This window comes from Leptospira interrogans, assembly GCF_900156205.1.
GTDB classification, from domain to species: domain Bacteria; phylum Spirochaetota; class Leptospiria; order Leptospirales; family Leptospiraceae; genus Leptospira; species Leptospira interrogans.
Map to the genome: position 1 here is coordinate 1 of NZ_FTNA01000043.1, position 26,919 is coordinate 26,919.

20 protein-coding genes and 2 pseudogenes are annotated in these 26,919 nt (G+C 33.7%); 14 read left to right on the forward strand and 8 right to left on the reverse strand.

Annotation, left to right across the window (positions count from 1 at the left end):
* A partial coding sequence (locus BW942_RS19850) for a transposase (RefSeq protein ID WP_139325933.1) occupies positions 1-264 on the reverse strand: 264 nt, incomplete at its 3' end.
* A 518-nt stretch (positions 265-782) separates the two neighbouring features.
* On the opposite strand from BW942_RS19850, the gene BW942_RS19855 reads away from it, so the two are divergent.
* The gene (locus tag BW942_RS19855; protein WP_000407109.1) at positions 783-1,694 is read left to right on the forward strand and encodes a CPBP family glutamic-type intramembrane protease; all 912 of its coding nucleotides are present in this window, start codon (positions 783-785) and stop codon (positions 1,692-1,694) included.
* A gap of 483 nt (positions 1,695-2,177) precedes the next feature.
* On the opposite strand, the pseudogene BW942_RS22290 reads toward BW942_RS19855, so the two are convergent.
* A pseudogene (locus BW942_RS22290) lies at positions 2,178-2,660 on the reverse strand (hypothetical protein); the annotation flags it as partial.
* Between BW942_RS22290 and BW942_RS19865 the strand changes: the two are divergent.
* The 8 genes from BW942_RS19865 to BW942_RS19900 all read left to right on the forward strand — a co-directional run bounded on the left by BW942_RS19865 (position 2,659) and on the right by BW942_RS19900 (position 11,297).
* Positions 2,659-3,780 carry a lipocalin-like domain-containing protein gene (locus BW942_RS19865; RefSeq protein ID WP_000143898.1) on the forward strand — a complete coding sequence of 374 codons (1,122 nt, stop codon included), beginning with the start codon at positions 2,659-2,661 and terminating at the stop codon, positions 3,778-3,780. The pseudogene BW942_RS22290 and the gene BW942_RS19865 sit on opposite strands and share 2 nt — an antisense overlap.
* 101 nt (positions 3,781-3,881) lie before the next feature.
* Positions 3,882-4,892 carry an ABC transporter permease subunit gene (locus BW942_RS19870; protein WP_000759810.1) on the forward strand — a complete coding sequence of 337 codons (1,011 nt, stop codon included), beginning with the start codon at positions 3,882-3,884 and terminating at the stop codon, positions 4,890-4,892.
* Complete coding sequence (locus BW942_RS19875; RefSeq protein ID WP_000603891.1) at positions 4,889-5,932, forward strand: ABC transporter permease; 1,044 nt, start codon at positions 4,889-4,891, stop codon at positions 5,930-5,932. Before BW942_RS19870 ends, BW942_RS19875 begins: the two co-directional genes overlap by 4 nt.
* Complete coding sequence (locus tag BW942_RS19880; protein ID WP_000218838.1) at positions 5,929-6,930, forward strand: ABC transporter ATP-binding protein; 1,002 nt, start codon at positions 5,929-5,931, stop codon at positions 6,928-6,930. The genes BW942_RS19875 and BW942_RS19880 overlap by 4 nt, the downstream gene beginning before the upstream one ends.
* The gene (locus BW942_RS19885) at positions 6,927-7,880 is read left to right on the forward strand and encodes an ABC transporter ATP-binding protein (RefSeq protein WP_000619175.1); all 954 of its coding nucleotides are present in this window, start codon (positions 6,927-6,929) and stop codon (positions 7,878-7,880) included. The genes BW942_RS19880 and BW942_RS19885 overlap by 4 nt, the downstream gene beginning before the upstream one ends.
* Entirely contained in the window at positions 7,859-9,940 is a 2,082-nt protein-coding gene (locus BW942_RS19890) for an AsmA family protein (RefSeq protein WP_001116782.1), read from the forward strand. Before BW942_RS19885 ends, BW942_RS19890 begins: the two co-directional genes overlap by 22 nt.
* A gap of 23 nt (positions 9,941-9,963) precedes the next feature.
* The gene (locus BW942_RS19895) at positions 9,964-10,386 is read left to right on the forward strand and encodes an LIC_13387 family protein (RefSeq protein WP_000644923.1); all 423 of its coding nucleotides are present in this window, start codon (positions 9,964-9,966) and stop codon (positions 10,384-10,386) included.
* A gap of 380 nt (positions 10,387-10,766) precedes the next feature.
* Entirely contained in the window at positions 10,767-11,297 is a 531-nt protein-coding gene (locus BW942_RS19900; RefSeq protein ID WP_000353566.1) for a DUF1564 domain-containing protein, read from the forward strand.
* Positions 11,298-11,385: 88 nt separating this feature from the next.
* On the opposite strand, the pseudogene BW942_RS21280 reads toward BW942_RS19900, so the two are convergent.
* Together BW942_RS21280 and BW942_RS19915 are read right to left on the reverse strand one after the other, a co-directional pair.
* Positions 11,386-13,217 (reverse strand): annotated as a pseudogene (locus BW942_RS21280) (MutS family DNA mismatch repair protein).
* Entirely contained in the window at positions 13,214-13,450 is a 237-nt protein-coding gene (locus BW942_RS19915) for a hypothetical protein (protein WP_001167091.1), read from the reverse strand. The pseudogene BW942_RS21280 and the gene BW942_RS19915 overlap by 4 nt, the downstream one beginning before the upstream one ends.
* Positions 13,451-13,628: 178 nt before the next feature.
* Between BW942_RS19915 and BW942_RS19920 the strand changes: the two genes are divergently transcribed.
* The gene (locus BW942_RS19920) at positions 13,629-13,835 is read left to right on the forward strand and encodes a hypothetical protein (protein WP_000499820.1); all 207 of its coding nucleotides are present in this window, start codon (positions 13,629-13,631) and stop codon (positions 13,833-13,835) included.
* Positions 13,836-14,043: 208 nt separating this feature from the next.
* Here BW942_RS19920 and BW942_RS19925 read toward each other — a convergent pair whose 3' ends face one another.
* The 3 genes from BW942_RS19925 to BW942_RS19935 form a co-directional block, all read right to left on the reverse strand.
* Entirely contained in the window at positions 14,044-15,666 is a 1,623-nt protein-coding gene (locus BW942_RS19925) for a caspase family protein (protein WP_000837582.1), read from the reverse strand.
* A 607-nt stretch (positions 15,667-16,273) separates the two neighbouring features.
* Positions 16,274-17,275 carry a ketol-acid reductoisomerase gene (gene ilvC / locus BW942_RS19930; protein ID WP_001284348.1) on the reverse strand — a complete coding sequence of 334 codons (1,002 nt, stop codon included), beginning with the start codon at positions 17,273-17,275 and terminating at the stop codon, positions 16,274-16,276.
* A gap of 1,013 nt (positions 17,276-18,288) precedes the next feature.
* The gene (locus BW942_RS19935) at positions 18,289-19,881 is read right to left on the reverse strand and encodes a methyl-accepting chemotaxis protein (RefSeq protein WP_001128566.1); all 1,593 of its coding nucleotides are present in this window, start codon (positions 19,879-19,881) and stop codon (positions 18,289-18,291) included.
* A 699-nt stretch (positions 19,882-20,580) separates the two neighbouring features.
* On the opposite strand from BW942_RS19935, the gene BW942_RS19940 reads away from it, so the two are divergent.
* The 4 genes from BW942_RS19940 (at position 20,581) to BW942_RS19955 (ending at position 25,098) form a co-directional block, all read left to right on the forward strand.
* On the forward strand, positions 20,581-21,030 hold the full coding sequence (locus tag BW942_RS19940; RefSeq protein ID WP_000033739.1) for an OsmC family protein: 450 nt from the start codon (positions 20,581-20,583) through the stop codon (positions 21,028-21,030).
* Between the two features lie 367 nt (positions 21,031-21,397).
* Positions 21,398-22,831: a flavin-containing monooxygenase gene (locus BW942_RS19945; protein ID WP_000055098.1), complete on the forward strand. Its 1,434-nt coding sequence runs from the start codon at positions 21,398-21,400 to the stop codon at positions 22,829-22,831.
* 107 nt (positions 22,832-22,938) lie between these two features.
* Positions 22,939-24,270 (forward strand): alkaline phosphatase D family protein, encoded by a 1,332-nt coding sequence (locus BW942_RS19950; RefSeq protein WP_000671777.1) that lies wholly within the window; start codon positions 22,939-22,941, stop codon positions 24,268-24,270.
* 6 nt (positions 24,271-24,276) lie between these two features.
* The gene (locus BW942_RS19955) at positions 24,277-25,098 is read left to right on the forward strand and encodes an alpha/beta hydrolase (RefSeq protein ID WP_000830855.1); all 822 of its coding nucleotides are present in this window, start codon (positions 24,277-24,279) and stop codon (positions 25,096-25,098) included.
* A 654-nt stretch (positions 25,099-25,752) separates the two neighbouring features.
* On the opposite strand, the gene mtnP is transcribed toward BW942_RS19955, so the two are convergent.
* Entirely contained in the window at positions 25,753-26,616 is an 864-nt protein-coding gene (gene mtnP, locus BW942_RS19960) for an S-methyl-5'-thioadenosine phosphorylase (RefSeq protein ID WP_000121286.1), read from the reverse strand.
* Between the last annotated feature and the right edge of the window lie 303 nt (positions 26,617-26,919).

The window sequence follows — 26,919 nt, forward strand, 5'->3', positions numbered from 1 at the left end:
AAACTTTTTTAAGATCGCGTTCTCATCCTTTAATCTCAGATTCTCTTTACGAAGTCTTTTCAACTCTTCGCTTTCCTTTAGCTGTTTATCCGGAAGTGGTTGCTCTGTTTCCTTCTTTTTCAAATGCTCGGCCTTCCATTGTCTCAATACAAAGTAGCTAACTCCTAAGGACTCTGCTACTTCTTTTATTGTAAACGATCCGTTTAACGTCCGGTTTACCGCTTGTTCCCGAAACTCCGGCGAATATTTTCTTCTTCCTTTCATTCTCACCTTTTACCTCTATTCTTGGAAAAAAAGGTGTCTACTTTTATGTTACTAGGTCATAATGGGGATCAACAAAATTACTTCAATTGTCCATTTCAATGCAACAGAAACGGATGGAAAATTTATTTTTCAACAACTCTATTTCCTATCATGATCACAAAACTACGATTTTATACTTTCTTTGGGATTTTATAAAAATTTTTTAAATATAAAAAATTAAAAAAGTTTACACTTGAATTAACTACTCAAACGCATAAAAATAATACTGCTTTATGTGTTCGAGTAGTAATAAACTTCCAATACAAATTGTAAAAATTCGAAATCAATTAATGTATTAATAATTTATTATATAAAACGATTATTTTTAAATAGAGACACGAATTGTTAATTACCTTAGTAATCAAAACAATCAATATATAACGAAAAACTAAAACACAAGTATGTTCAACATTTTGAATTTTTCTAACTCCAAAACAAAAATAGTTGAAAAGTATTTGTTATAAATCTGAAATCAGACCATGGAAATTGTATCTATCCTAAAAGGATTTTTTAGAAAGAATTCAAAAATTTACATTTTATTATTCGGTTTTTATGGAAGCGCTTTTTTAGTATTATTCTTAAACGAGGAATTTGGATTTCCGCTTATCACTTCAAAAAACTTCTGGATAAAAACAATAAGTACATTAGTATTATATGGAATATTAATGTTATCTTTCTATCTTCACCTTCCTAAAAGCAGGAAAATCCGATTTCGTAACGCAAAGATCATAGGATTTTTTTTCGTTTTCTGGATTAGTTTGATTGTTCTCAATCTATCAAGTTTTCCTTATGAAAGATTTTTATCCTATCTTCCTAAAGAATGGATTTTTTGGTCCTGGAAAGTTGTAAAACAATTTACCCACACTCTACCTTTATTAGTTTTTCCGTTGTTATACGATTTTTACAGATACAAAACAAATCCTGTTCCGTTTGAAAAAAAGAAAAATCCTTCTTATTATCCGATTTTAATTCTAGCATTGATCATTTCTGCGATTGGTTCTTTTATTCCAGGTTTCAAAGAGTTTTATCCGAGAGCTCCAACTACAGACGAACGGCTCCTATATCATGCGACTTGGATCACTACTCTCGTTTTTGAAATCGTATATCTTTATACTTTTTATTTTACAGAATTCTTTTTTAGGAAATTCCTGATTCGGTATTTGAAAGTGGTAGGTCGTTATCACGCAGTTGGAATGGCTGCTTTAATTTATGGTATGGTACATTTTCAAAAACCAAGGGGAGAAATTTTAAGTTCTTTTTTTGGTGGTCTATTGATGGGTGCTTTGAGTCTTAGAACTCATTCAATTCGAGGCGGGCTTTATGCACATATCATACTCGCTGCTGGTATGGAATTTTTTGCGGGGATTTATATTTGGGATAAATTATTCTAAGAAAATAATATATACGTATAGCTCAATATTCTAAAAAATTAAATCATCATAAATTTAGAGTAAGAGCTTGTTCAAAAATCTCAAAGAATTTTACACGATAGTTCTTTAGAAATTTTTAATAAAATGCAGTAGTTCCTACAAATTAGTTTGCTTGGCAATTTACGAACTTTCGAGCAGTTCTAATCTTTGTTAAATTTTCGTAGTAGTTCCCCGATTTTTGTGAAACTCAATCTCATAAGTCATTCGAAAAACCCAGCAAACACCTCCTTAAAGGCTGGTGTTTAGGATTTGCGACAAGTTCTAAATAAAACTAATCTTACTCTTATAATTTCAGCGCAAATCGAAAACTACTTAGAACTATATAATAAGGTTGTTGAAAAATTCCATAGTGACGATTAACAAAACTGCTTCAATTGCCGGTTTCCATAAAATAGAAACAGATGGAGAAGTAATTTTTCAACAATTCTAATAAAGTACCTAATCTTTGTTAAAACGAAATAAAATCCAGGGAATGATCAAAAAAAGTAAAACCAATTTTATAAATGTAAAGATAGAAACAAGAGTTTCGCCCGGACTCAATAAAAGTACAATTAGAGCTTCCGGAAAATTTCTCGGAACGAGTCAAGTAGGAGAATCAAAAGTTAATCCAAGAATTTTAATCAAATCCAAAGATCTAAACGTTTTTGCAGATCGAAATGATTAGAGTTGTTGAAAAATTCCATAGTAACAATTAACAAAACGCTTCAATCGACCGTTTCCATACAACGAAAACCGATAGAGAATTAATTTTTCAACAATTCTATTAGTCTTACGTTTGAATCCTAAGTTAAAAAATTTTTGATACGACAAAAAGATAAAAATTTCAAATAAAGTTTATATAAAATAGATTCCTAAAATAACGAACTAAAATAAAAAAAGGATTAAAAGAAACAAATTATAAAAATGTACATTATCGAAAAATCTCATGACTTTCCAAAAAAATCACTATAATTTATTTTCAGTTAAGTACAAGTATTCGATTGGAATTTATTTTTTACTTTCGGTCTTTTTCTCCGTTGGAGCCGAGAATCATCCTTTCGTTTTTCCAAAAGATCATTCCTTTCACCCTCATTACAAAGTAGAATGGTGCTATTTCGTTGGTATTCTTCGATCCGCAGAAGGAAAACAATACGGTTACGAACTCAGTTTTTTTAAAGGAATTTTCGGCAAAAATAGGGAAGCCTTTCCAGTTCACTTTGCAATCTCTGATTTGGAAAATAAAACACATACGATCTCACAAACCGTAGAACGCAGATTAGGTGGAATGGCTGGTTATGATTCGAAACAAATTTTCAGCGGAGACTTTATTCTTAAAATTGAAAGTAACTCAAAATTTCACCTAATTGCAAAACCAAAACATTCTCCAGAACTTTCTTTAGATCTAATCTTAAACGGAGATAATTCTGAAATACTTTTACACGGCAACAAAGGTAAATCAGTCAAAAGTAGAACCGATCCGAATTTTTATTCTTACTATTATAGCATTCCACGTCTTTCCACTCGGGGAGAACTGACTTTAAACGGAAAGAAAATTCAAATCGAAAGCGGAAATTCTTGGATGGATCATGAATGGAGTACCCCTTTTTATTCGAATCTAAAAACGACTCTTTCTCATCCATCCAACTCTTGGGATTGGGTTTGCATTCAACTCGAAGACGGAAGCGACATTATGGCTTTTAACTTTAGAAAAACAATACATTCAAACTCTGAAAGTTTTGGCACCATTCGTTTTAGTTCCGGAAAAAAAATTTACTTTGAACAAGAAGGCGAAATTCGACTCGTTCCTAATTCTTCCTTTTGGACCAGTCCAAGAACAAACCAAAAATATCCACTTATGTGGAATCTTTCCACTCATGTTACTTCTCAAAAAGATTCAGAGCTTTATCTTATGATCGAACCTTTTTTTGAAGATCAAGAATTTGATTCGCGTTTTACTACTGGTTTTAGTTACTGGGAAGGTGCAGTAAAAGTCAAAGGCACTCGCGCAGGAAAGCCAGTTCAAGGCATCGGTTATTTAGAATTAAAAGGAAGCAGAAATTTAAATTGAAAACAAATCGATTGAATTCTCTTAACAATTAAGATTCTTTTTTGAAAAAGGCTTTGTCTTAGGATCCGATTTCTTAAAACTGTTTTCCTGGAAATAAAATAATGAAAAAATATTTCCTTAAACGATTCCTTCTAATCATTCCTACACTATTGGGAATGACTTTTATCGTCTTTTTAATTTCTCATTTTGCGCCAGGTGGTCCACTTGAAACCGAAATCGCAAAAATCAGAGGTTATGCAAGTTCTCAAGGAGGAAGCGCTAAAACAATTTCAGAAGAAGAAATAAATATAATTAAAAAAAGATTACATTTAGATAAACCAGTTGGAATCGCTTATCTTTATTGGCTCAAAGAAATTTTGACTTTCAATTTGGGAGAATCCAGACTTCATACTCGACCGGTATCCGAACTGATCTTGGAAAAACTTCCGGTATCTCTCACGTTCGGTCTTTCTGGATTTTTACTTTCATATCTGATTTGTATCCCTTTAGGAATTACTAAAGCACTTCGAAACGGAGAACGTTTCGACATAACATCCAGCGGAATCATTTTAATCACGTATTCAATTCCGGTATTTGCACTTTCGGTTCTACTTCTTTATACATTCGCTTCGGGTGAACTATTATCTATCTTTCCTTTAGGTCACGAGGTTTCGGACGAATATGAATCTCTATCTTCTTGGGAAAAAGTAATCGATCGAATCGAACACATGTTTCTTCCAGTAATCTGTTACGTTTCCGGTTCGTTTGCAGTTCTCACCTTGCTTATGAAAAACTCACTTTTAGATCAAATTTCGAAAGAATATGTTCGTACGGCTCTTTCCAAAGGTTTTAGTTTTCAAGAAGCCATCTTTAAACACGCACTTCGTAATTCTTTAATTCCTATCGCGACAGGTTTTGGAAACAACCTCAGTTTGATTTTTGCGGGATCTTTGGTTATAGAGCTCGTATTTAATATAGACGGAATGGGACTTTTAAGTTTTCAAGCAGTTACCGAAAGGGATACGGATTTGATGATGGGGCTTTTATTTGTACAAAGCCTTCTTTCTTTAGTCGGAAACATTCTATCAGACTTTTGTTATGTACTCATAGATCCGAGGATTCAGTTCGAATGATATTAAGTCCGATTTTAAAAAAAAGATTCCAAAAATTTAGAACAAACAAAAGAGCTTGGTATTCTTTAAACATATTAATAATTTCTTATATAATTTCTTTATTTGCGCCACTCATAACCACCAACCAACCTTTGATCGTAAGTTATCAAAACAAATTATATTTTCCTATTTTTTCTTTTTACCCCGAAACAACATTTGGAGGAGAAAATCTAACCTCACCAAACTATAAAAAACTTTCTAAAAGGGAAGATTTTAAATCCAGTTCCAATTGGATTATTTTCGCTCCGATTCCGTACGGTTATAATGAAGACAATTTGGAAAGTTTAGAAGAAGGAGAAACACCTCCATCTTCTCCAAACCGTAAACACTGGCTTGGAACCGACGATCGAGGAAGGGACGTTTTTACTAGAATTTTTTATGCTTATAGAAACGCTTTGAGTTTTGGACTTATATTAGTGTTTCTTGAACTATCAATGGGCACTTTGATCGGAGGAATACAAGGATATTTCGGAGGAAAAACTGACATTCTAATGCAGAGAATTATCGAAATTCTTTCTGCAATTCCTTTTTTATATTTAATCTTGATTGTAGGAGCGTTTTTCGGAAGAGGATTTACGGTTCTTCTAATCACTTATGGCGCGCTCAGTTGGATTGGAATTTCGTATTACATGAGAGGGGAATTTTACAAACTCAAACAATTGACGTATGTGGATTCTGCAAAAGCACTAGGAGTTGGTTCGTTTCGAATTATGCTTCGACATATTCTCCCAAACGCAATCACACCATTAGTTACATTTTTACCTTTCACTTTAATAGGCTCCATTTCTATTTTAAGCGCGTTAGACTTCCTTGGCTATGGAATCCCCGCTCCAAATCCGTCTTGGGGTGAAATGATAGGGCAAGGAAGAGAACGTCTTAGCGCTTGGTGGTTGATTACATTTCCGTCTACGGCGCTTTTTCTAACAATATTACTGACTTCGTTTATCGGAGAAGGTTTACGAGATTCCTTCGATTCTAGAGAAAAGGCAGTGTATAAATGACCGTTTCTTCTCTTCTCCAAGTTAAAAATTTTTCACTCGATCTTCTTTCCGAAAATCAATGGCTTCCCGTATTACAAAATTTAAATTTCGAAGTAAAATCTGGAGAAATTTTATCTTTGATTGGGGAATCCGGTTGTGGTAAATCTCTCACTTCACTTGCACTAACTAAATTAGTTCCTTCTAATATTTCTAAAGTAAAGTCCGGAGAAATTTTATATCAAGGAAAAGATCTTTTAAAACTTTCTTCGGAAGAATTAAGAAAACTCAGAGGAAAAGAAATCGCGTACATCTTTCAAGAACCTTTTGCCGCTCTCAATCCTTTACTAAAAATCCAAGATCAGATGATCGAAGCATATCTGATGCACGTTTCGCAAAATCGAAAAGAAGCTATTGAAAAAGCCGAGTTTCTACTCGCCTCAGTTGGAATTACGGATATTCAACAAAGATTAGGTTCTTACCCAAATCAGATGAGCGGTGGAATCTTACAAAGAATCAGCATTGCTATGGCGCTTATGTGTGATCCGTCTCTTCTAATTGCGGACGAGCCCACGAGTGCAATCGACGTAACCATCCAGGCACAACTGGTTGAACTTCTTTTAAATCTTCAAAAACAAAATCGCATGTCTATACTATTTATCTCACATGACTTCGGGCTTGTAGGAACGATCGCAGACAGAATCGTAGTAATGTATGCGGGAAGAATCGCTGAAATCGGAGACACGGATTCAGTCATTGATTCACCTAATCATCCTTATACGAAAGATCTACTAAAATCAATTCCATCTCTTGCAAAGTCTGTAGAAGATCTACAACCAATTCAGGGAATTGTTCCTTCTCCGAATCAATATCCCTTAGGATGTCATTATTCCACTCGTTGCCAAATAGCAATCGATTCGTGCAAAGAAAGTAAACCTGACTTATTTCCCATACTACAATCCGATCTAAAACCACATCTTTCGGCTTGTTTTCTGGCAAAAGACCCGGATAAAAGTTCATGATTCGAATTGAAAATCTTACAATCAGTTATTATACAAAGTCTGGCTTCGGTTTAAAAAAAAGTCGAATCGTAGCAGTAGACGGCGTTAATCTTGAAATCGGAAAAAACGAAATTATAGGGCTCGTAGGAGAATCTGGTTGCGGCAAATCCACGTTAGGAAGAGGTCTTGTAAAATTATTAAAACCAGAATTTGGATCGATTTATTTTGAAAGTAAGGAAATCACTTCCTTATCTTCCTCCGAATTTTTTCCTTTTAGAAAAAATATTCAGATTATATTTCAAGACCCTTATTCATCTCTTAATCCTAGAATGACGATTGCAGAAATTCTAATGGAAGGTTTAGAGATTCACGAAAAAACATCCAGAGAAGAAGCAGAAACTAAGATCAAAAAAATTTTAGAAAAAGTGAATTTATCCTCCGATATTCTTTCTAGATTTCCACACGAATTTTCAGGAGGACAAAGACAAAGAATCGCGATCGCACGTGCCCTCGTTTTAAAACCTAAGTTTGTCATTTGTGACGAATCGGTTTCTGCTTTAGACGTTTCTACAGGTACACAAGTATTAAAACTTTTAGTCGAATTAAAAAACGAATTCGGCCTTTCCTATTTATTCATTTCTCACGATTTAGGTGTGGTAAAATCAATTTCAGATAGGATTGCGGTTATGTATTTGGGAAAAATAGTCGAACTCGGTAATACAAAAAACATCATATCTTCTCCCGCACATCCTTATACAAAGGCACTTTTTCAATCTACGTTTGACGTATATGATCGAAAAAAAAATAGAATTCCTCTCAAAGGAGAAATTCCAAGTATAGTCAATAAACCTACGGGTTGCCATTTCCATACTCGGTGTCCAATCGCTCGGGATTTATGTAAATCTGAGGTTCCAGTTTGGAAAGAAATTAGAAATGGTCAAAAAGTATTGTGCCATTTTCCAATAGATTAGATTTGATGAAATTTTTCAAACGAATTCAAGAATTCTTATATACTTATCGAATTAGATTTCTTGCAATAATTTTGATTCAAATTATTGCGGTTATATCCTTCACGTTAGTTCCTCTTCTAATTCGTGAGGACTTTTACAAAGATTTCATTCTCACTGCAATCGAGCAAAAGACAGGTTTAGAAGTCAAAGTAGGTTCTTCAGATTTAGTTCTGTTTCCGTTTCCAGGAATCGAATTGAAAGAAGTTCAGATTCGTAAAGAGGAATTGGTCATTGGGATCAGCGATCGTATTAAGGTAGACATTTCTTGGTTTGGTTTGTTAGGTCAGAAAGTAGAAATCAGAGACGTTTATATTTCAGGTGGAAAAATCAATCTTCATAAAAACAAAGACGGCTCTGTGGATCTAATTGAGTTCTTTCAGCAAGATACAGAAGATTCCGAAAACTCAAACCATAATCATACGATCAGAATTTTTGATCCCTCTTCCACTGTCGAAAGTTCTTCGTTTATCAGCCCCAAAGAAATTTTTAAAGTTGGATTAAAAAACGTTGAGATTGAAAATTTTTACATTCACTATCAAGACGATACTCATCGAAAAACGTATGAAATTTATCTTTCAAATTCTGCATTGAACATTTCTTTTTACGGAAACAATTTTGTTCTAACCTTACAAGGTAAATTGGATGGTCAGAGTTTTCAAATTTATGGAAGTACTAACTTAGACGAGTTTCCTACAACTTACGAAAATTCTAAATTTCAATCTACGATTAGTTTAGATAAATGTTCTCTTTCGATTTTTAGGGATTTATTGACAATTTTTCCAAACGCCGATTTTTCAAAGACAATCCTAAATGGAACAATCAAAATCGATAAAGTTCCTAATCGATCGATTAACTTTAACGTTATTGCACAAGCAAAAAATTTTGCTTACAAAGGAGGGAATCCGTTCGGAGACATTAAAGTAAATATGGAATTCAGATTGGATCTTCCAAATAAAAAACTGGAATTTCCTTACATCTCAATTCTTTGGCCTGGAATTGCGGAAGGAAATGCAAAAGGAACGGTTTTATGGAATTACAAAACGAACGTTTCCTTTCAAGTCACGGCAAATTATTTAGATTATCACAGCGCACTTCGATTAGGAAAACTTTTTGAGTTCACTAAAAAATTTGACGACCCAAATAGACCTAATGGAGTTTTTTATTTCAGTGTAGACCTCAAAAACGTATACGCATTGAAACATAGAATCCCAGTTTTAAAAGCAGAATTGAAATATAGCTATCCTTGGATTCACATACCTAGTTTTCATGCCTATATATACAACGGAGAAATATTAGGAAAATCTAAAATTGACCCTTTCAAATCCAAGTTCGAAGTGCAAGGTGAAGCTTATAGAATTCAATCCGATCGAATTCTAATGCCTTACGTAAACGATCCAATCATCAATGGAGATATGTTTAGTAGGTTCAACTTCGTTACGGAAGTACATAACCGTTCTTCCGATTTTACTACCGAGTTTTTCAGAAATATGGAAGGTTCTGGAAATCTTCAAGTTCTCAATGGAGAATTACTCGGTTATGCAAATTTCATGATTCCGGTTTTAAACACTCTTGGAAAGATCATCTCATTTAACGGAATCGATGGTAGAAAAGTAGAATTTTCTTCTTTAAAATCGGATTTTACAATCGAAAATAATCACCTTCACTTTCAGAATCTAAAACTGCAGGGCAAGGGTTTAGAAGCAGATGGAAAAGGAAATATCAGTTTTGAAAAAAATATAGATGTACTTATCAATTTAAGACTTGGTGGAAATATAGTTGGTAGGGTTTTAAAAATTCCTATCATTTACAAAGGAGTTTTTAAACAATCGATTCCTTATATAGATCCGATCTGGTTGGGTTCAGTTTTTGCGGGAAGTACAATTCTTGCTCCGTTTTTTACTTTCGCAGGTGGACCATACGGAGGAGGAATCGCTGGTTCGGTCGTATCGGAATACGTTAGAGATGCTTGGGAAGGACTAAAAGGTTTATTTTCATCTAAAGAAGATAAAAAAAAGAAATAATCTAAAAAACCGCAGGAAATTTTATGAAAGCAAAATTATTCATTCGGATTGCATCGGCCTTGATGCTCGTTTTTACTTTGGGTCATTCATTCGGTCATTTTACAAGATACGAAACTTCTGATCCTCAAGCCTTAAGTACAATTTCTATAATGCAACAAACTAAAATTCCTATGGAAGGAGTTACAAAAACATATGATCAATTTTATACCGGAATGAGTTTGAATTTGAGTATCGTATTAATTTCATTGACCGTACTTCTTTGGATTTTATCCAATTTTTCGGAATCGAATCCTCAGGCCGTGCGGAAACTTTTGATTCCGACTTTATTTTGTATTTCCTGTTTTGGTATCACTGGATTTATCTATTTCTTTTTGATACCTGCCGTAGTGGCATCGTTAGGCGCTCTTTCTATTTTAGCTGGGATTGTTCTTTTAGGAAAAAATTAACTTAGACAAAATGGCGCCCCTTCTGGGCTTGAAAAACGTGGGAACTACTACTAAAATTTAACGAGATTAAAACTACTCGAAAGTTCGTAAATTACCAAGCAACCTAATTTGTAGGAACTACTGCATTTTATTAAAAACTTCTAAAGAGCTATCTTGTAAAATTCTTTGAGGTTTTGGGGTAAGCTCTTAGAATTTTCACATTTATAGTTTTTTAGAAGATTCAATTTTATTACCTATAAAATCGAATTGTGTTCCTTACCACCAAACTCACGTTAAATTACAACAGGAAATACCAAATTCATATTCGATTTTTTGTTTTCTTTCAAAAAATTTTTTCTATAAATCATTCCGTTTAGAATGTTCGAAGAACCGTTTCTGGTATGGATATTCTCTTATTTGATGACGGTCAAAAAATTGAGTCTGCTTTGGTTGAAGGTTCCATTGGAACGGACTCCCTTTTGGTTCCGAATAATTATTGGAATTGTCTGAACTTTCAAGAAAGAAAAGCACTTCGGGGTAAACTTCCCATTTTACTGAGAAAATATTCTAAACAGATTGCTTCGATGAAGCGTCTTCATTATAAGGCAGGTAAAATCAAATACAATAGGGACGTTGGTAAGATGAAGAAGTTTAGCGTTCGGGTTCATACTGGGGTTTGGGCGACTTTGGGTGTGTTGGCCGCGGCTCATGGGGTTTCAAGGTGTTATCTTTTTAATTATATGCTCTGGTTGGAGGAGCTTGGTGAAGAGGAGAATTTTTTTGTGAAAACTTTGAACCAAGGAGTTCCTAGTTTTCATTGGACTTACAAAATGATCTGGAAAATTGACAGGAGACAAAATCTCATTTCGAGAGAACTAAAATTCGAACCCAACCCAATGACAAACCAATACCCATATTATTTAAGGTCGTGAATTTGGTATAACCAATATAAAGTGGTTGTAGTGGAAATACTACAGGAATTGAAATATTACGCGATCATCATTGGCAGTATCAAATTTTTTACGTGAAATCTAGATCCAATCCTTCTTGAACTAAAATACGAAGAGCATTGCTAGTTTCTACTAGTCCTTCTCGGATTTTATAATCGAAATACATGGTTCCATCTAAAACTTCCTCTTGAAAATGTTTTAAGATAACACCTTCCACTTTCGCAAGTTCAAGATCATGACTCGTTACAAAAACGATTGTACGATTTTTTTTGAGCTCTTTTAAAATTCCCTTACAAGCAAGAGAACGCTCTCTTGTATTAGTTCCTTTTAAAATCTCATCGAGTAAAACAAGATGAGATGAATTTTTATCCCTGATTTTTTTTACAATTTCAGAAAGTCTTCTCACTTCTGCATAAAAGAAAGAAATTCCTTCTTCTAAGTTATCTTCATTTCTCATACTCGTATGAATTTTTAAAACAGGTAATGAAAATTTGGACGCGGGAACCGGACCACCCGCCATAGAAAGAATAGAAGCTACACCGATCGTACGTAGATAAGTGGTTTTTCCAGACATATTCGAACCCGTAATCAGAACTACATTTTGTTCTTCAATAAAATCTAATGGATTAGAAACTCTGGAGTCAGAAGGAATCAAAGGATGAAAAAGACCCTTACCTGAAATTCCTTCTTTAGAATTTTCAGAAAGAATTTCCGGAAAACAATAATCGGGAAACATCCATTTCAAATTCGCAAAGGAAAATAGAGAATCGAATAAGGTCAGATCCTCGATCGATTTTTCCAACAGTACAGAATGTTTTTCTTTCCATTTCGAAATTTTCTGTAAAACCCAAAGATCGTAAAGAAACAAATTATTTAAGATCAGGTGTAAGAGAGGAGCTTCAGTTAGAGAAACACGTTTTAAAATCAGATCCAAATCCTTATAAGCAGATCTTAATTCATCCTTGGAAGTATCCTCTAAAAGAAATCTACCGTTTTTATCTTTAATTTTCAATCCCTTTAAATATATTAGAATTTTCTGAAGTCCTGAAATACTTCCGGAAATAGAGTAATACTGTCTAAAAATATCCAAAGAACGAGAACGGTACAATCCAAATAGGATCAAATTTAAAAACAAAACGGAAGCAGGAAAGGAACTCCCAAAAACACGTTTGCAGGAATGAATGCAAGCACCAAAATCGTAATCGGTCTATATATCTTTTTCAACCAAGGGTAACTTTCCCAAAATTTGGATGTATTTTCATCCCGGATCGACTTTGTTTCGGTTTTAGTACGAGCTTGAAAAACGTCCTGATTTTCTTTTAGATAAGAGGCGAGTCTAAGTATTTTAGGAATTGCTAATGTTTTTTCAGAAATCGATCGAACAATAGACTGGCGTAAAAGCACATTCTCTCTATTATTATATGAAGAAGAATCTTCCAAATCTAAAAGAGCAATCAACTTTTGTTCGGCATTGGAGGTAAAGGTAGTATCTAACCAGGAAAATAAACCGTTTTCTCGAAATAGATCCAAATCTCTGGCTAAAGGAGAAACTTTTTCTAAAACGATTTGAGTTCCAAATTTTTTACCAAAACCTTTGATTGAAATTCTTGCGGATTCCCTCTCCAAAACGAAAATCCAAAGTTGAATTTTTTTCCGAGTTAAAAGAGTTTTTTTATATCTTCGAACAAAAAAGAAAAAAAGAAAAAGAAAAACCAGAGAAGGAAGATGATAAAAAATTGAAGAATGTAAATAGTAGAAAATAGAAATCCAAAGTAAAAAGACGGAAAAAAAAATAAGACGAAATAACGAAAGCCTAGAAAGAAGAACGGAAATTTTATCGTGAAGTTTATTTAACTTTTCAGCTCTGCGTTTAAGCCGATCGATCCGAGTAAAAGAAGTCATCCAATAACGGAACTTATATTTTCGTAGTGTTCATTCTCTCGTTTATAAATTTCAAAATCCAACAAACGAACTAATGATCCTAGGTCCGGCATTACCCAACGTGAAACCAATTTACCCCGATCCTTACCTTTGATCTTATCCACGTATACATAACCGAATAAATCCGTGCCGTATTCATAAGTAACGAATCTTCCAGTCCTTCTACCCGTATTATTAATCATTCGGATCTGCATTTTTTTGCAATTTTATAGTTTTGAGAAAATTAGTACAAGAAAAAAAATACTCAAGGATTTTCCAATTTCTTCGATAGATAGTTCTGGGGGTCAATTGCTTTCTCAAGGATGAGAACAGGCTGGATTCCTAATAAAAAACAAAACTTAATCCAAACCAGAAAGTCGCACGGAGGCGCATATGTTTTATCCAGAAATGGACCCGGATCTAAAAAGTTCCTTTCTTTCAATCGACAAAACGGTAGCAAACCTAATCAACAACACCATTCTTCCAGAAGCCGGTCTAAAGGCAGGGAATCTTCTCAACGCAAATCAGATGAAAAAATTAAAAGAAATACGCAAACGTAGATTTAGATCCAACGAATGGAAAAACTTTTTGAAAGACTAAACATACATTAGAGTTGTTGAGAAATTCCGTAGTGAAGATTCGCAAAATTGCTTCCATTGTCCATTTCAATACAACGGAAACAGATCAAGAATTAATTTTTTGACAACTCTATTATAAAAAGTTAAATTTTTAAAAATAAATTTTAAAACAAAAAGCCCGCTGTGTTGGCGGGCTTTTTCATTTCACTTAAAAACGAAATACCAATACTTTAGTATTTCGTTTTAGTGGAAGGCATCTTTACATTCAAAATGACGTCCACCTTAGTTACGTCCCCTTCTCTTACGTTGATCATTGAATTGTTGAGATTCAAATCCTCTGCAAAAGAAGCCTTGATTTCATAATCTCCTGGCTTGAGATTTGTGAACCAGAAATTTCCTTCACTGTCTGTATTCAATTTTTGAATTCCAGTAACGCTCGAAATCGTAGGCATAAAAATCGGCTGATTGCTTACAGGATTATCTAAGGTTTTGTAAAAAACTTTTCCTTGAATAGCTCCAAAACCACTCATAGAAACATTGATTGGAAGTTCGTTTTTCTTATTTGGAAGAACCGCAAACGTTTCTTGAATTTCTGGATAATCGTCCGCCTTAATCGTAATTTTATGAACTCCGGCCGGAACCTTGCTCAGCGTGATCGTGTAGATATTACCAGGAATCAACTGCCCTTGTCTTTTAACAGCGCCCCAAAAATTAGAAGAAGTAGCGGTTACAGTAGAAGAAAATTCTTGATCGTCTATATAAACCTTAACGTTTCGATTCCCTTTTCTTTTCTTTTTAGCGAAAATTAAAATATCGGGAGGAAGATCCGAAAGACCGTAAGCACGATCCTGAATAATCGTTGTTTTTAAAACTAAATCCCCTCTTTCATTTGTAGGAACCACAGGAGGTTCTTCCGGAGTTACCACCGGCTGCGAAGGATCTGGTTTGACTGGGTCTGGTTCAGGTTCTGCAGAAGGAGCAGGAGGTTTTGGAGGATCCACTGGTTTAGGAGGTTCCGGATTTTTTTTGCCCGAAAGAAAAATACCGGAAGCATTTCCTGAAATTTGAGGCACTTGTTCATGCTGGAATTTCTTTGCCATCTGAACGGTTTCTTCTTTTGATTTGAAAAATGCTTCCAGAGCCGTAACTACGTTATCTTTATTTAAATCTGCAGAACCAAGTGCCCTACCAAAGTTATAAGTAAAAATCCCGTGATTGATACTTCCACCAACTTCAATCGCAGTTTGGTTATCGTCTGCAGAAGAAATGATCGCTTTATCTTGAAAGAAAAAATCTTCTGCGTCTTGTTTTACAGTCCCGTTACTTCCTTCGGGAATCGGAACATCAGCAGAACCTCGAGTTGATTTTCCTTTTTTAGCGATCCCGCCAGAAAAACAACAATCGAAGATAAACACTGTCTTAGGAGATTTTATTTTTTCTAAGTATTTATTCAGTTCATCATCCGGAAGGTGAGGTCTGTCATAACAAATAATAAGATTTCTCATCCCATTTTTTGCAGAAGCGTCTCTTTGAAAAGCACCGTGTCCGGAAAAATAAAGCAGAACGGTATCGTTATCACCCGCTTTTTTTGCTAAGGCCTTAATTTCTTTTTCTATGTTATCTTTTGTAACTTCTTTTCCGAGAACGATTTTAACTTCGTCGAAGTTTCCCACTTTTCGAATTTCATCATTCAGATAACTTGCATCTGCTTCACAAAGATTGAGTTCTGGAATTCCGGCCTTATTACCCGTATAGTTAGTTCCGAAAATAAGTCCGTATCTCTTTTGTGCAAACGCATCCGTTGCAAAAAATAAAATCGAACAGATGACGATTGCCGATAACTTGGATTTCAAACCTGGCCTCCTAAGGATTCATTTAGAATGGAATCAAGGTAACAAAAGAAATCCTTTTGTCATTATTTTTTTAAGTTAAGAATCGAGACTCTTAAATTTAAGAAAGAATTATCCAAAATTTATTTGGCCGAATTAGAACCGAAAAGGATATACTTTACGATAATTCATAAATGATATCATAGAATTTAAATCCTAACGTTTTTACTTTCGCACTTTCTTCGCAAATGCTTTTATAAGACAGTTTGCTGTGAGATCATCGCTCTTCTCGGCGTAACCTCTAATTTGTGTTTCCATATCATAATAATTTACGGAATTCAAAACTGTATTTGATTTTATAAAACGAATCTTACACCGAACTCACGTTAATTAACGTGGACTCCACGTAAGAAAACGAGAAAGAATTTTCTAAAAGTATGAGTGCCCACATTTTAGGAATCGAAATCACAACTTTTTTTAGAAAATGAACCATGAATTCTTTATACTGAATTCACGTTCATTAAAACTTTTTCCATTTCAATCGCTGAATCGAGAAAAAATAAAAAACCCGGAAGACTTAGAAATCCGCCGGGTCTTGTTGATTCAAAGAAGATTTAAAATTGGAATCAGTTTACTTAGATAACCATTTCATCATACTTCTTAATTTTTTACCTACAGACTCGATCGGATGAGATGCATTTTTGTCTCTCATATTCTTAAAGTTCGGATAGCCCGCCTTCGTTTCGGCCATCCAGTTGGTGGCAAATTTTGCCCCTTTATCTTTTTGAATATCGTTGAGAACTTCTTTCATTCTCTGTTTTACGCCTGGATCGATCACACGAGGACCACTTACATAATCTCCGTATTCCGCAGTATCAGAGATGGAAAATCTCATTCTTGCCAATCCACCTTCGTAAATTAGATCTGTAATCAGCTTCACTTCGTGAAGGCATTCAAAATACGCGATTTCAGGATCATATCCTGCTTCGGTCAAGGTTTCAAAACCAGCCATGATTAAATTGGAGAGCCCCCCGCAAAGAACGACTTGTTCTCCAAAAAGATCCGTTTCGGTTTCCTCACGGAAAGAAGTTTCCAAAATTCCAGCACGACCTCCACCGACTCCAGCTGCGTGAGCAAGCGCTCTTTTTTTTGCTTCGCCGGATGAATCTTGATAGATCGCAATCAAACAGGGAACTCCCCCTCCTTCCGTATAAACTCTACGAACTAGATGGCCTGGGCCTTTAGGAGCAACCATATACACATCTACTTCTTTTGGAGGTTTTATAAAATCGTAATGAATGTTAAACCCATGAGAAAAAACGAGCGCATCTCCTTTTTTAAGATTCGGTTCAATATCTTTTTTATAAAGATCCGCTTGAATCGTATCGGGCGCTAGAATTTGTATGATGTCCGCTTTCTGTGATGCTTCTGAAACGCTATACACTTCAAAACCAGCATTCTTTGCGTCTTGAATGGATTTAGATCCTTCTTTTAAACCAATAATTACTTTCAGTCCGGAATCTTTCATATTTTGAGCCTGGGCATGTCCCTGGCTTCCATAACCGATTACTGCGATGGTTTTACCTTTTAGCGAGTTTAAATCACAATCGGAGTCGTAATAGATATTTGCCATTTTCTCTTTCCTCGAATGTTTCCTTTTTACTAAACATTTGAAAAAGGATAGAATGACAACTGAAATAACCCTGGAAAAGTTCACCAGGTGCTTTGTAATTTGAACTTTGCAAATTTTAAGCAATCATTTCTTATCTCAAACACGATCATAAAATACTCAGAATTTTCTCAAAGGCAAGAAAGGATCATATCAATTGCGATCTTATCCACCGCTGCCTATAATTTGAGTAAACTCGTTTGAGCTTTTTTATCCTCATTTTCGCAATTCGCTTTTTTGCACTTTTTCAGGAACAACTATATAATAAAGTACCAATATTGCACTCAAATAGGATTTTGCGATAAAAACTTATGATACTTAGTTTTGTTGAAAATAGTAACTTGCTTCAATACTTCTAAAGGAATAAAACGATAATTCTTTAAAAGTTTCTAATAAATGCTGGAGTTCCCACAGAAACCGTGTCAATAATTGCGAACTTTCTGGTAGCTCTTTAACGTGAACTCAGCATAAGAAATGTCATAATTCATTTTTCTGAAAAAATTTGAACTTTGCAGATTTATTTCTAAAATGTGGGAACTCATACTTTTAGAAAATTCTTCTCAGTCAAGCTCGCGTTAAAATAGGCTTTCAATTTTGATAATGGTGGCAAAACCAGATTTATCCAATTTGGTTCCTTTAGAATTTTATAAATAGAATTGTTGAAAAATTAATTCTCCATCTTGTTTCTATTTTATGAAATAATTGATTGAAGCAGTTTTGTTAACCAATCGCTATGGAATTTTTCAACAATTCTAATTTGTTCTTAATGTATAATTTTTTCCGGGAAGGCCCTGGCTTATCAATTTACATTCATGAGTGAGGTTATATAGAAAAATACTTACGGTATTTCAATAGGATCAATAATCGACATGAATCAACAAAATCAAATTCTCCATAAAATCACTACTATACAACCATCATAGAATTAAAATTTTTTACAGAAGCTATTTTAAAAAATATATAACACCTTTTCACCGTTAGGTGTTTGTTTCTGCAAGGATAAGCGTATCTGATTGTGTTTCTAATTCTCTGACGACCACGCTTAAGTTTTCACTTTTTGTAACCAAAGATTCCATAGAATTTTGAAGTAAGGAAATCGCTTCTACAATTCCTTGTAATCCCATTTTTTGTTCAGAGGAAGCAAGTTCGATCTCCGAAGATAAAGAACGCAAACGATCTAAGGTAGAAAAAAATTCGGAATTAATTTTCCTTTGTTCGTAGAATAAATTTGAAAACTCATCAAATCGAACAAACAAATCTTGAATTAGAGTATCTTGTTCTTTCACGTGACCTGCAGTAGTTTCAGCAGACTCCCGACCCATTTGCACATGGTTAGAAGAGTCCCGAATAATTTTTGAAATTAAATCCGCATTTCCAGCACTACTTTCCGCAAGTTTAGAAACTTCTTGTGCAACAACCGCAAAACCTCTACCAGCTTCTCCGGCTCTAGCCGCTTCAATAGACGCATTCAAAGAAAGTAAATTAGTCCTATCCGCAACCTCGGACATAATTCGATTCACTTCTCCCACACTTCTAAAAGAATCTCCCAAAGAAGAAAGAGAACCTGACAACTCTTCCACAAACTTAGTGACCATTGTCCCAGACTTACGAACTTTATCCATACTTTGGTCCAAGGTTTGGTTGAAGTTAGAAATTTTTTCTATAATCGATTTTAAATTATTACTATGAAGAATTAAACTTTCAATATTTCTAAACTGATTTTTTACGTTATACGAAGAATTCTCAGTTTGAGATTGAAATTGTTCCACTGTGGAGCTGATTTCTTCAAAAGAAGAAGCTTGTGTAGAAACTAAAACAGAAAGATCATCCATAAAACTCTTTAAATTTTTAGAGGAATCTTTCAGATATTGCGCGGATTCTTTCATCTTAGAACTTCTTTGAGCAATTAGTTTATGAGATTCTTCTAATGCTTCTTGTCTATACCTAGAATTTTCTCTCAATCGCATAAACAGTTTTACAAGGATTCTAACAATTACTGCACAGGCAAATACGAATAAGATTTTTGTAATTTGTTCCGAAACAGAAGCATACCCCAACGAATTGGCAAGTTTCTTTTGTTCCGTTAAAATCAAGCCATATCGTGTCGCAGTAAAAATCGCCAAAGCCTGTGCTCCCCCAGACAAAAATCCGATCCAAAGCACAAAATTAGGAACCAACAAAAGTCCGGAGGAAACTATGTACATATAACTGATCCCGTATAAGATAGGACTTTTTACCACACCAGTGGTAAAATCGGGATGATCCATAGTGGCACCCATCATAACCACAAGCTGGACTAAAACATCCACAAGTAGAAATACTTTACTGAGAGTATGAGATATACTACCTGTCTTTCGAATTTTATAAAAGCTATAGATAAAATTAAGAAACATAGCAGTCGTGCCGCTCAAATATAAAATATTTTGAATTGAGTTGGTCCGTTTCCAGTTAATTAAAATTGAAGTATAAAAAAGCAAAATCAACCCAAACCGAATCCAATTGATATAGGTGGGACCCGAGGCGATGATTTCCTCGTCGGTTTTTCTTTTTGTTTCTTTTTTTAAGGGCATAGACTAATAGTGTTACGTACTTTGAAAAATCAATGGTTTTTCTAAAAACCTAGAGCAAGAAGTACATTAAATATTCATTTTATCAAAATTTCTGAAACAACTATCAATTGTCTCAGAAACATACTATAGATTATTAATAATTCCCACATACAAAATTAAGAATCATCTTTAAGACAACCTCTATACAAAACACAGACATCTCCTAAAACGAAATCCATTTCCAAACCGTTTAATAAAAAATTAAAAACGAAGATCAAATTTATTTTTTGTAGTGAACAAAAAAAATTTCCTTTTTATACAAATAGGATCTGAATCTTCATTCCATATCTTTACAATCATAACCTTTATCAGTACATAAATTTTTCAGATTTTTTTATTTTTTTCTAAAAACTTCCGTAAGTTTATTTCGAAAAAAAGAATGCGATATTCAATTGCAAAAAATCTGACCAATGAAACAAGCTTCGATTGTTTTAAGGAATCTCTATAAAGCGAATTTTTAATTAAATAATGGTAGCAAAATAGAGATTTCATATAGAAATTAAATGTTGTAAATTTAGTTTCAAATCGCTAAAAATATAAAAATTCTAAGATTTATTTTTTAAGAGAAATAAATTTTTAAAAAACAGATTTTGGACATCAAAGTTATATTAATAATTATGAATCTTACAAGTATTCAAATTGTGCTATGAGGAAAACAAAATGTCTAAACATAAAATCAGTTTATCTTGGAAAAAAGGACTCGAAGATTTTAAATACGATTCCTTTGATAGAACACATTCAATTCAGTACGAAGGTGGTCAAAAGTTACATGGTTCATCCACACCGGAAACTTACGGAAAAGCAGAACATACAAATCCAGAAGAATTATTAGCTTCTTCTGTATGTAGTTGTCATTTTTTGACCTTCCTTGCAATTGCTTCAAAAAGTAGACACATTGTTTCCAGTTATGAGGATAACGCAATTGCGACTTTAGAAAAAAACGAAGAAGGAAAAATGGTCGTAACTAAAATAGAACTTTATCCTAAAGTAACTTTTGAAGGTGATAAAATTCCGGACTTAGATACTTTAGTTGATCTTCATGAAAAAGCTCATAAAAATTGTTTTATTGCAAATTCAATCAAGTCTAAAGTAATAATCCAACCCAGATAAAACATATTTTTATAATATTTTGTTTTAAAAATTTTATTCTATTTTAATTTTTTAATATGATTTCTTGTTTTAAACCTACGAAAAAAAATCTTGATCATCTTCATAAGATTTACAAAATCTAATCTGTCTCAAAATTCAAAATATTTTATTATACAGGAATAGCAACCCACAGGCATTTATAAATATTATAATTTCCGCAAATATTACCCAAGGGATGATTCATAATAATCTTATCTTAATTCCACAAGTATTAAGTAATCATAAACAGTCATATATTTTACTCGAAACTTTTTCATTGACTATATTATAATTTCAAAACATTTATCATATATCTTAACTACTTATCATTTATAGAATTAGGAGAGAAATGTCTTTATTACCTACCGTATGTATTATCGGTGCAGGTCCCAGTGGAATCGCTGTATGCAAAGCGCTTAAAGATAAAGGAATTCCGTTTGAATGTTACGAAGCGGGAAGTGAGGTCGGTGGAAACTGGAAATTCAAGAACGATAATAAAATGAGTAGCATCTATAAGTCTTTGCATACCAACACTCATAAAGATAAAATGCAATACAAAGACTATCCTATGCCAAATTCTTACGCCGCTTATCCCGATCATCAAAAAATCTCAGAATACTTCATAAACTACGTTAATCATTTCGGATTTCGAGATCATATTTTTTTTAAAACTCCAGTAACTCACGTAAAACATGAAGAAGACGGAACATGGTCAATATTAACTCAAGATGGAAAACAAAAATATTATGATGTACTCATAGTATCCAATGGGCATCACTGGTCTCAAAGATGGCCCAAACCGGATTTTCCGGGAAAATTTACGGGAGATATCATTCATTCTCATTCGTATATAGATCCAAATAAGCCAATCCAATTAACTGGAAAACGTGTTGTAATTCTCGGAATGGGAAACAGCGCTATGGATATTGCAGTCGAGCTCTGCCGTCCAGGAATTTCATCCAAAGTTTTTTTAGCGGCAAGAAGGGGGGCTTATATTATTCCCAACTACCTCTTTGGAAAACCCCTAGATAAAATCGCTACTCTCTTTCCTGTTCATACTCCATTTTGGTTAAAAAGTCTTATTATAAAATTTGCATTAAAATTAGGAGTAGGAAATGTTGAAGATTTCGGTCTTCAAAAGCCAGATCATAAACCAGGAGCTGCTCACTTTACAATTTCGCAGGATATTCTCGTTCGATTAGGCAGAGGAGATATAATTCCAAAACCAAATATAGAGTCGTATAACGGTAATAAGGTGAAATTTGTAGATGGCAGTGAAGAAGAAATAGACGTAATCATTTATTGTACCGGTTATGACGTAAAATTTCCGTTTTTTGACGAAAACTTCCTCTCAGCAAAAGACAACCATCTGCCTCTATTTCATAGGATGGTAAAACCAGAATTTAAAAATCTTTTTTTTGTAGGGTTATTTCAACCTCTTGGACCAATTGCTCCTTTATCCGAGTTTCAAGGAAAATGGATTTCTGAATATCTAGTCGGAAATTATGAATTTCCATCTGAAGAAAAAATGAATCAATCAATTGAAAAATATGAATCCAAAATGAAAAGACGTTATATAACATCTGCAAGACATACGATGCAGGTGGATTTTGAAGTTTTTTTGTATGATATGAAATCCGAATTGAAAAAAGGCATCAAAAGAGCGGCTAAAAATGGAAATAAACTTCCAGTCCCCGCCCTTGCTCGAAACAAATCTATTTTGTCTAATGACATCCCTGTAAAACGATTTAAAAACAAAACTGAGTTATTCTCAGAAATTTAAATTCGTTTTCTATGGAAAATATTTTAAAGAAAACCCAAGGCGCTTTTAATATACGTCCTTAGATTTTTGCAAATTTTACGATCTAACGAGCAGAAGGAGATTTATTTATGAAATTCCAAATTTCAAAATATAAGACAATTTTTTATTTTTTCTCTCTATTCTTCAATTATATACTCAACGCAGAATCAGCAAAAATCGTTTCGGGACCTATTTTAGGATATTCCACTTTAAAAGAAGTATTGGTTTGGGTTCAAACAGATCAAAAGTCTAACGTTAAATTAGAATATTCTGAAATTGGAAATTCAAAAAATAAATTTTTTTCCGAAGAAATTCAAACAAAGTCAAAGCAGGGTTTTATTGCAAAATTGATTGCAAATCAAGTTGAACCAGGTAAAAAATATAATTATAATATACTTATAGATGGAAAAAAAATTCCAGCAAAACATTCGCAAGTATTTCAAACCCAACCTTTTTTCGCCTATGCCTCTAATGAAGACCCTCCCTCTTTCTCCTTTGCCCTTGGAAGTTGTTCTTATATAAACGAACCAGAATTTGAGGTTCCAGGAAAAACTTATGGAGGAGAATATTTTATTTTTAATTCAATTCTTTCTAAAAAACCCAATTTTATGCTTTGGTTAGGGGACAACATTTATTTGAGAGAACCAGATTGGGATTCAAGAACTGGGTTTTTTCATCGTTACAGACAACAAAGGGGAATTCCAGAACTTGCCCCACTTTTTGCATCGGTTCATCATTACGCAATTTGGGATGACCACGATTTTGGTCCAAACGATGCAGACTCTTCTTATTGGATGAGAGAAACTTCCGAAGAAATGTTCAAACTCCACTGGGGAAATCCAAATTATGCAAAAGAAGGTATTTACGGTTCTTTTATATGGGGTGACGTTCAATTTTTTCTTTTAGACAATAGGACATTTAGAACAGCTAACAACAATAAGATGATAAGCCCGAGACAAATTTTAGGTGAAAAACAATTTCAGTGGCTCGTAAATTCACTGGCTTATTCAAAAGCTACTTTTAAGTTTATAGCTATGGGAGGACAATTTTTAAATCCGAATCCAATTTTTGAAAATTACGCAACTTATCTAGAAGAAAAAAATAAAATACTTTCCGCAATTCAAGATTTAAAAGTTAAAAATATAATTTTCTTAACGGGTGACCGCCATTTTACAGAATTGAATTTTCTAAAAGAAAAAGATATATCTATCTACGATCTTACAGTTTCTCCTCTAACATCCAAGCCTTATTCTCCAGATTCGGAAAAGAATCCTTTGCGTGTGGAAAAAACTCTCGTTGATAAAAGGAATTTCGGAACCATTTCCATAAGTGGAAAACGGAATGAAAGAAAACTAGTTCTACAGATTTTTGACGTTTATGGAAAAGAACTTTGGAAAAAAGAAATCCTTTCAAATCCTTGATTTAGTATGAAACGATCCATGAGCTTTATTATTACATTTTTATTATCTTTTATTTTTTTAATTTTATTTCTAATTTGGTGGAATCAAGAAAGGCTGATTTTTTTTCCAGAAAAACTTTCTGAAAATTTTATATTCCATTTTCCGAATGAATTCAAAGAAATCAAACTGACCACTCCTGATGGAGAAAAGAGTTACGGACTTTTTTTTCCGTCTAAGAATAACCTTTCTAAAAAAACGATACTATTTTTTCATGGGAACGCTGGAAGTTTGAGAACATGGGGAAGAATTTACGAAGACTTTCTTCCAATTGGATGGAACCTTTTAATTACGGATTACAGAGGATATGGAAAAAATTCCGGAAGTATTTCCGAAGAATCTATGAATTCGGACGCAGAATTATGGCTGAGTTATTTGCTCAATGAGATTAAAATTCCCAGAAATGAAATTGTAATTTATGGCCGATCGATAGGAACAGGAGTAGCAATTGATTTAGTTTCTAAAAATCCAGATTTAAATCTATTTTTAGAAACTCCGTTTATAGATCTATTTACATTAGCACGAAATTATTATCCCTTTATACAAGCTTGGATGTTAAAATTTCAATTTCAGAATCTGGCTAAACTAAAAAATATCCGTTCTAAAATCAGAATATTTCACGGAACACAAGATCCAATTATTCCCTATTCCAATTCGGAAATCATATTCAAAAAACTGAAAGAACAAAATCAAGATGTAATTCTTTTTACGATTTCAAACGGTTCCCACAACGATCTTACTATTTATCCGGAATACCACCGCGCTTTGAAAAATAGCCTGGATGAATTATAACTTACATAAATGTTAATTAGAACTTGTTTTAGAATTATATCAAAACCTAAAGATTAACAAAGATTTTATAATAGAATACTTTTTTTCTAATGTGGAAAGTTTGTAAACGTCCAGATACGACGATTTGTATGAAAGTTTAGTATTTATTAGAAATTTCTAAAGGATTATTATTTAACGTGATTTTGGCGTAAGAAATCCAAATTCCGAAAAAGTCTAAATTTGAACTTTACAGATCAATTCCTTAAACTTAAAAACTACACTAATTTATAAAATAAAAGTTTATAATAATTGAATATGCCGTATTCAAGTGCAAGGACTACTACAAAACCTAATGAAATTAGACTGCTCGAAAGTTCACAAATTACTAAATGCGATCTAATTTGTAGGAACTCATACTTTTAGAAAACTCTTTCCTAGCCGAACTCATACTAACTACGTCTTTTGAGACCACTTTTAGTTTTTCCGAGATTCAATATTCAAATTTAAATCAACTTTCATAAAAAACATCTTCCCAAAATCCCTACAAAATTCAAAAAGAATCATCATCCAACCAAATTTTTATATAAAATCGTCGTTTTGTAATTATTAGATTAGAAATTTATTGTATAGAACCGCAATAGAATTAATTCGTTTTTTGAAATTTTAAAACTTAGATTAAAAGTATTCCGGAAAAAGTACTCTCAGTTTTTTTACCGTCTCTGGGTTTCTTTTTTCAGGAGCTGTAATGATCGAATAACGTGTACTATTTTTCAGACTTAGATCATCTCCATTTCCAAGTACATGAATCAATTCAGAAAGAAGTTTTTTAGCTGTCTCTGCATTTTTAGTCAAATTTGCAATTACCATTTCTACCGTGACGGATTCTTCTCCTTCTCTCCAACAATCATAATCAGTGGACATACAAATCATCTGATATGCAATTTCAGCTTCACGAGCAAGTTTTGCTTCCGGAAGAACAGTCATATTGATAATGTCAGCACCCCAAGAACGATAAAGATGAGACTCCGCCTTAGTAGAAAACAAAGGGCCTTCCATACAAACCAAGGTTTTATCCAAATGAATTTCTAAACCGATTTTTTTAGCAGTTTGTGCGATTCTTTTACTTAGGTTAGGCGAAAAAGGTTCAGCGAAAGGAGCATGTGCCACAACTCCATTTCCAAAATAAGTAGAATTTCTAAAACGAGTACGATCAATAATCTGAGACGGTAAAACAAAATCGAGAGGTTTGATTTCTTCTCTCAAACTTCCAACCGAACTAAATGCAACAATTTCTTCAACGCCGAGTTGTTTTAGAGCGCATATATTTGCATGATTTGGGACTTCAGGTGGAGAAAGAAAATGTCCAATTCCGTGCCTAGGTAAGAACGCAATCAATTTTCCTTTGTATTTACCGATCTTAATTTTATCAGAAGGTTTACCCCAAGGAGTGTCAGGAAAAATTTCTTCGATTAATTCCATTCCTTCCAAGCTATAAAGTCCAGTTCCACCAATGATAGCCACTCTAACGTTATACGACATGATTCCACTCCCTAAAGAGAAAGTTTTCAGATTTTATTCAGGGACAGTTTTAAAAATTGTACTCAAAATGTAAATCGGAACTGCTTTTACGAAAACAATTCTAATGATTTCGAATTTGAAAAAAGATTAGGGCGTTTCCTGCTTTTGAATTGATTATAAAACAAAAACTTACTGTAAAATAAAGCAGGCCGGGCTCTCAGCTTTAGTCAACAAATTGAAGACCAAAAATAAAACAAAATTTAACTGTTGAAACAATTTGTTGACTCCGCATCGATCCCTAACGCTGCGATCCGTAGAGAGCAG

What these genes read in the sequence shown, in the direction of transcription:
- BW942_RS19855 (WP_000407109.1), top strand. Translation starts at nt 783, where the DNA reads ATGGAAATTGTATCTATCCTAAAAGGATTTTTTAGAAAGAATTCAAAA.
- BW942_RS19865 (WP_000143898.1), top strand. Translation starts at nt 2,659, where the DNA reads ATGACTTTCCAAAAAAATCACTATAATTTATTTTCAGTTAAGTACAAG.
- BW942_RS19870 (WP_000759810.1), top strand. Translation starts at nt 3,882, where the DNA reads ATGAAAAAATATTTCCTTAAACGATTCCTTCTAATCATTCCTACACTA.
- BW942_RS19875 (WP_000603891.1), top strand. Translation starts at nt 4,889, where the DNA reads ATGATATTAAGTCCGATTTTAAAAAAAAGATTCCAAAAATTTAGAACA.
- BW942_RS19880 (WP_000218838.1), top strand. Translation starts at nt 5,929, where the DNA reads ATGACCGTTTCTTCTCTTCTCCAAGTTAAAAATTTTTCACTCGATCTT.
- BW942_RS19885 (WP_000619175.1), top strand. Translation starts at nt 6,927, where the DNA reads ATGATTCGAATTGAAAATCTTACAATCAGTTATTATACAAAGTCTGGC.
- BW942_RS19895 (WP_000644923.1), top strand. Translation starts at nt 9,964, where the DNA reads ATGAAAGCAAAATTATTCATTCGGATTGCATCGGCCTTGATGCTCGTT.
- BW942_RS19900 (WP_000353566.1), top strand. Translation starts at nt 10,767, where the DNA reads ATGGATATTCTCTTATTTGATGACGGTCAAAAAATTGAGTCTGCTTTG.
- BW942_RS19915 (WP_001167091.1), bottom strand. Translation starts at nt 13,450, where the DNA reads ATGCAGATCCGAATGATTAATAATACGGGTAGAAGGACTGGAAGATTC.
- BW942_RS19920 (WP_000499820.1), top strand. Translation starts at nt 13,629, where the DNA reads ATGTTTTATCCAGAAATGGACCCGGATCTAAAAAGTTCCTTTCTTTCA.
- ilvC (WP_001284348.1), bottom strand. Translation starts at nt 17,275, where the DNA reads ATGGCAAATATCTATTACGACTCCGATTGTGATTTAAACTCGCTAAAA.
- BW942_RS19935 (WP_001128566.1), bottom strand. Translation starts at nt 19,881, where the DNA reads ATGCCCTTAAAAAAAGAAACAAAAAGAAAAACCGACGAGGAAATCATC.
- BW942_RS19940 (WP_000033739.1), top strand. Translation starts at nt 20,581, where the DNA reads ATGTCTAAACATAAAATCAGTTTATCTTGGAAAAAAGGACTCGAAGAT.
- BW942_RS19945 (WP_000055098.1), top strand. Translation starts at nt 21,398, where the DNA reads ATGTCTTTATTACCTACCGTATGTATTATCGGTGCAGGTCCCAGTGGA.
- BW942_RS19950 (WP_000671777.1), top strand. Translation starts at nt 22,939, where the DNA reads ATGAAATTCCAAATTTCAAAATATAAGACAATTTTTTATTTTTTCTCT.
- BW942_RS19955 (WP_000830855.1), top strand. Translation starts at nt 24,277, where the DNA reads ATGAAACGATCCATGAGCTTTATTATTACATTTTTATTATCTTTTATT.
- mtnP (WP_000121286.1), bottom strand. Translation starts at nt 26,616, where the DNA reads ATGTCGTATAACGTTAGAGTGGCTATCATTGGTGGAACTGGACTTTAT.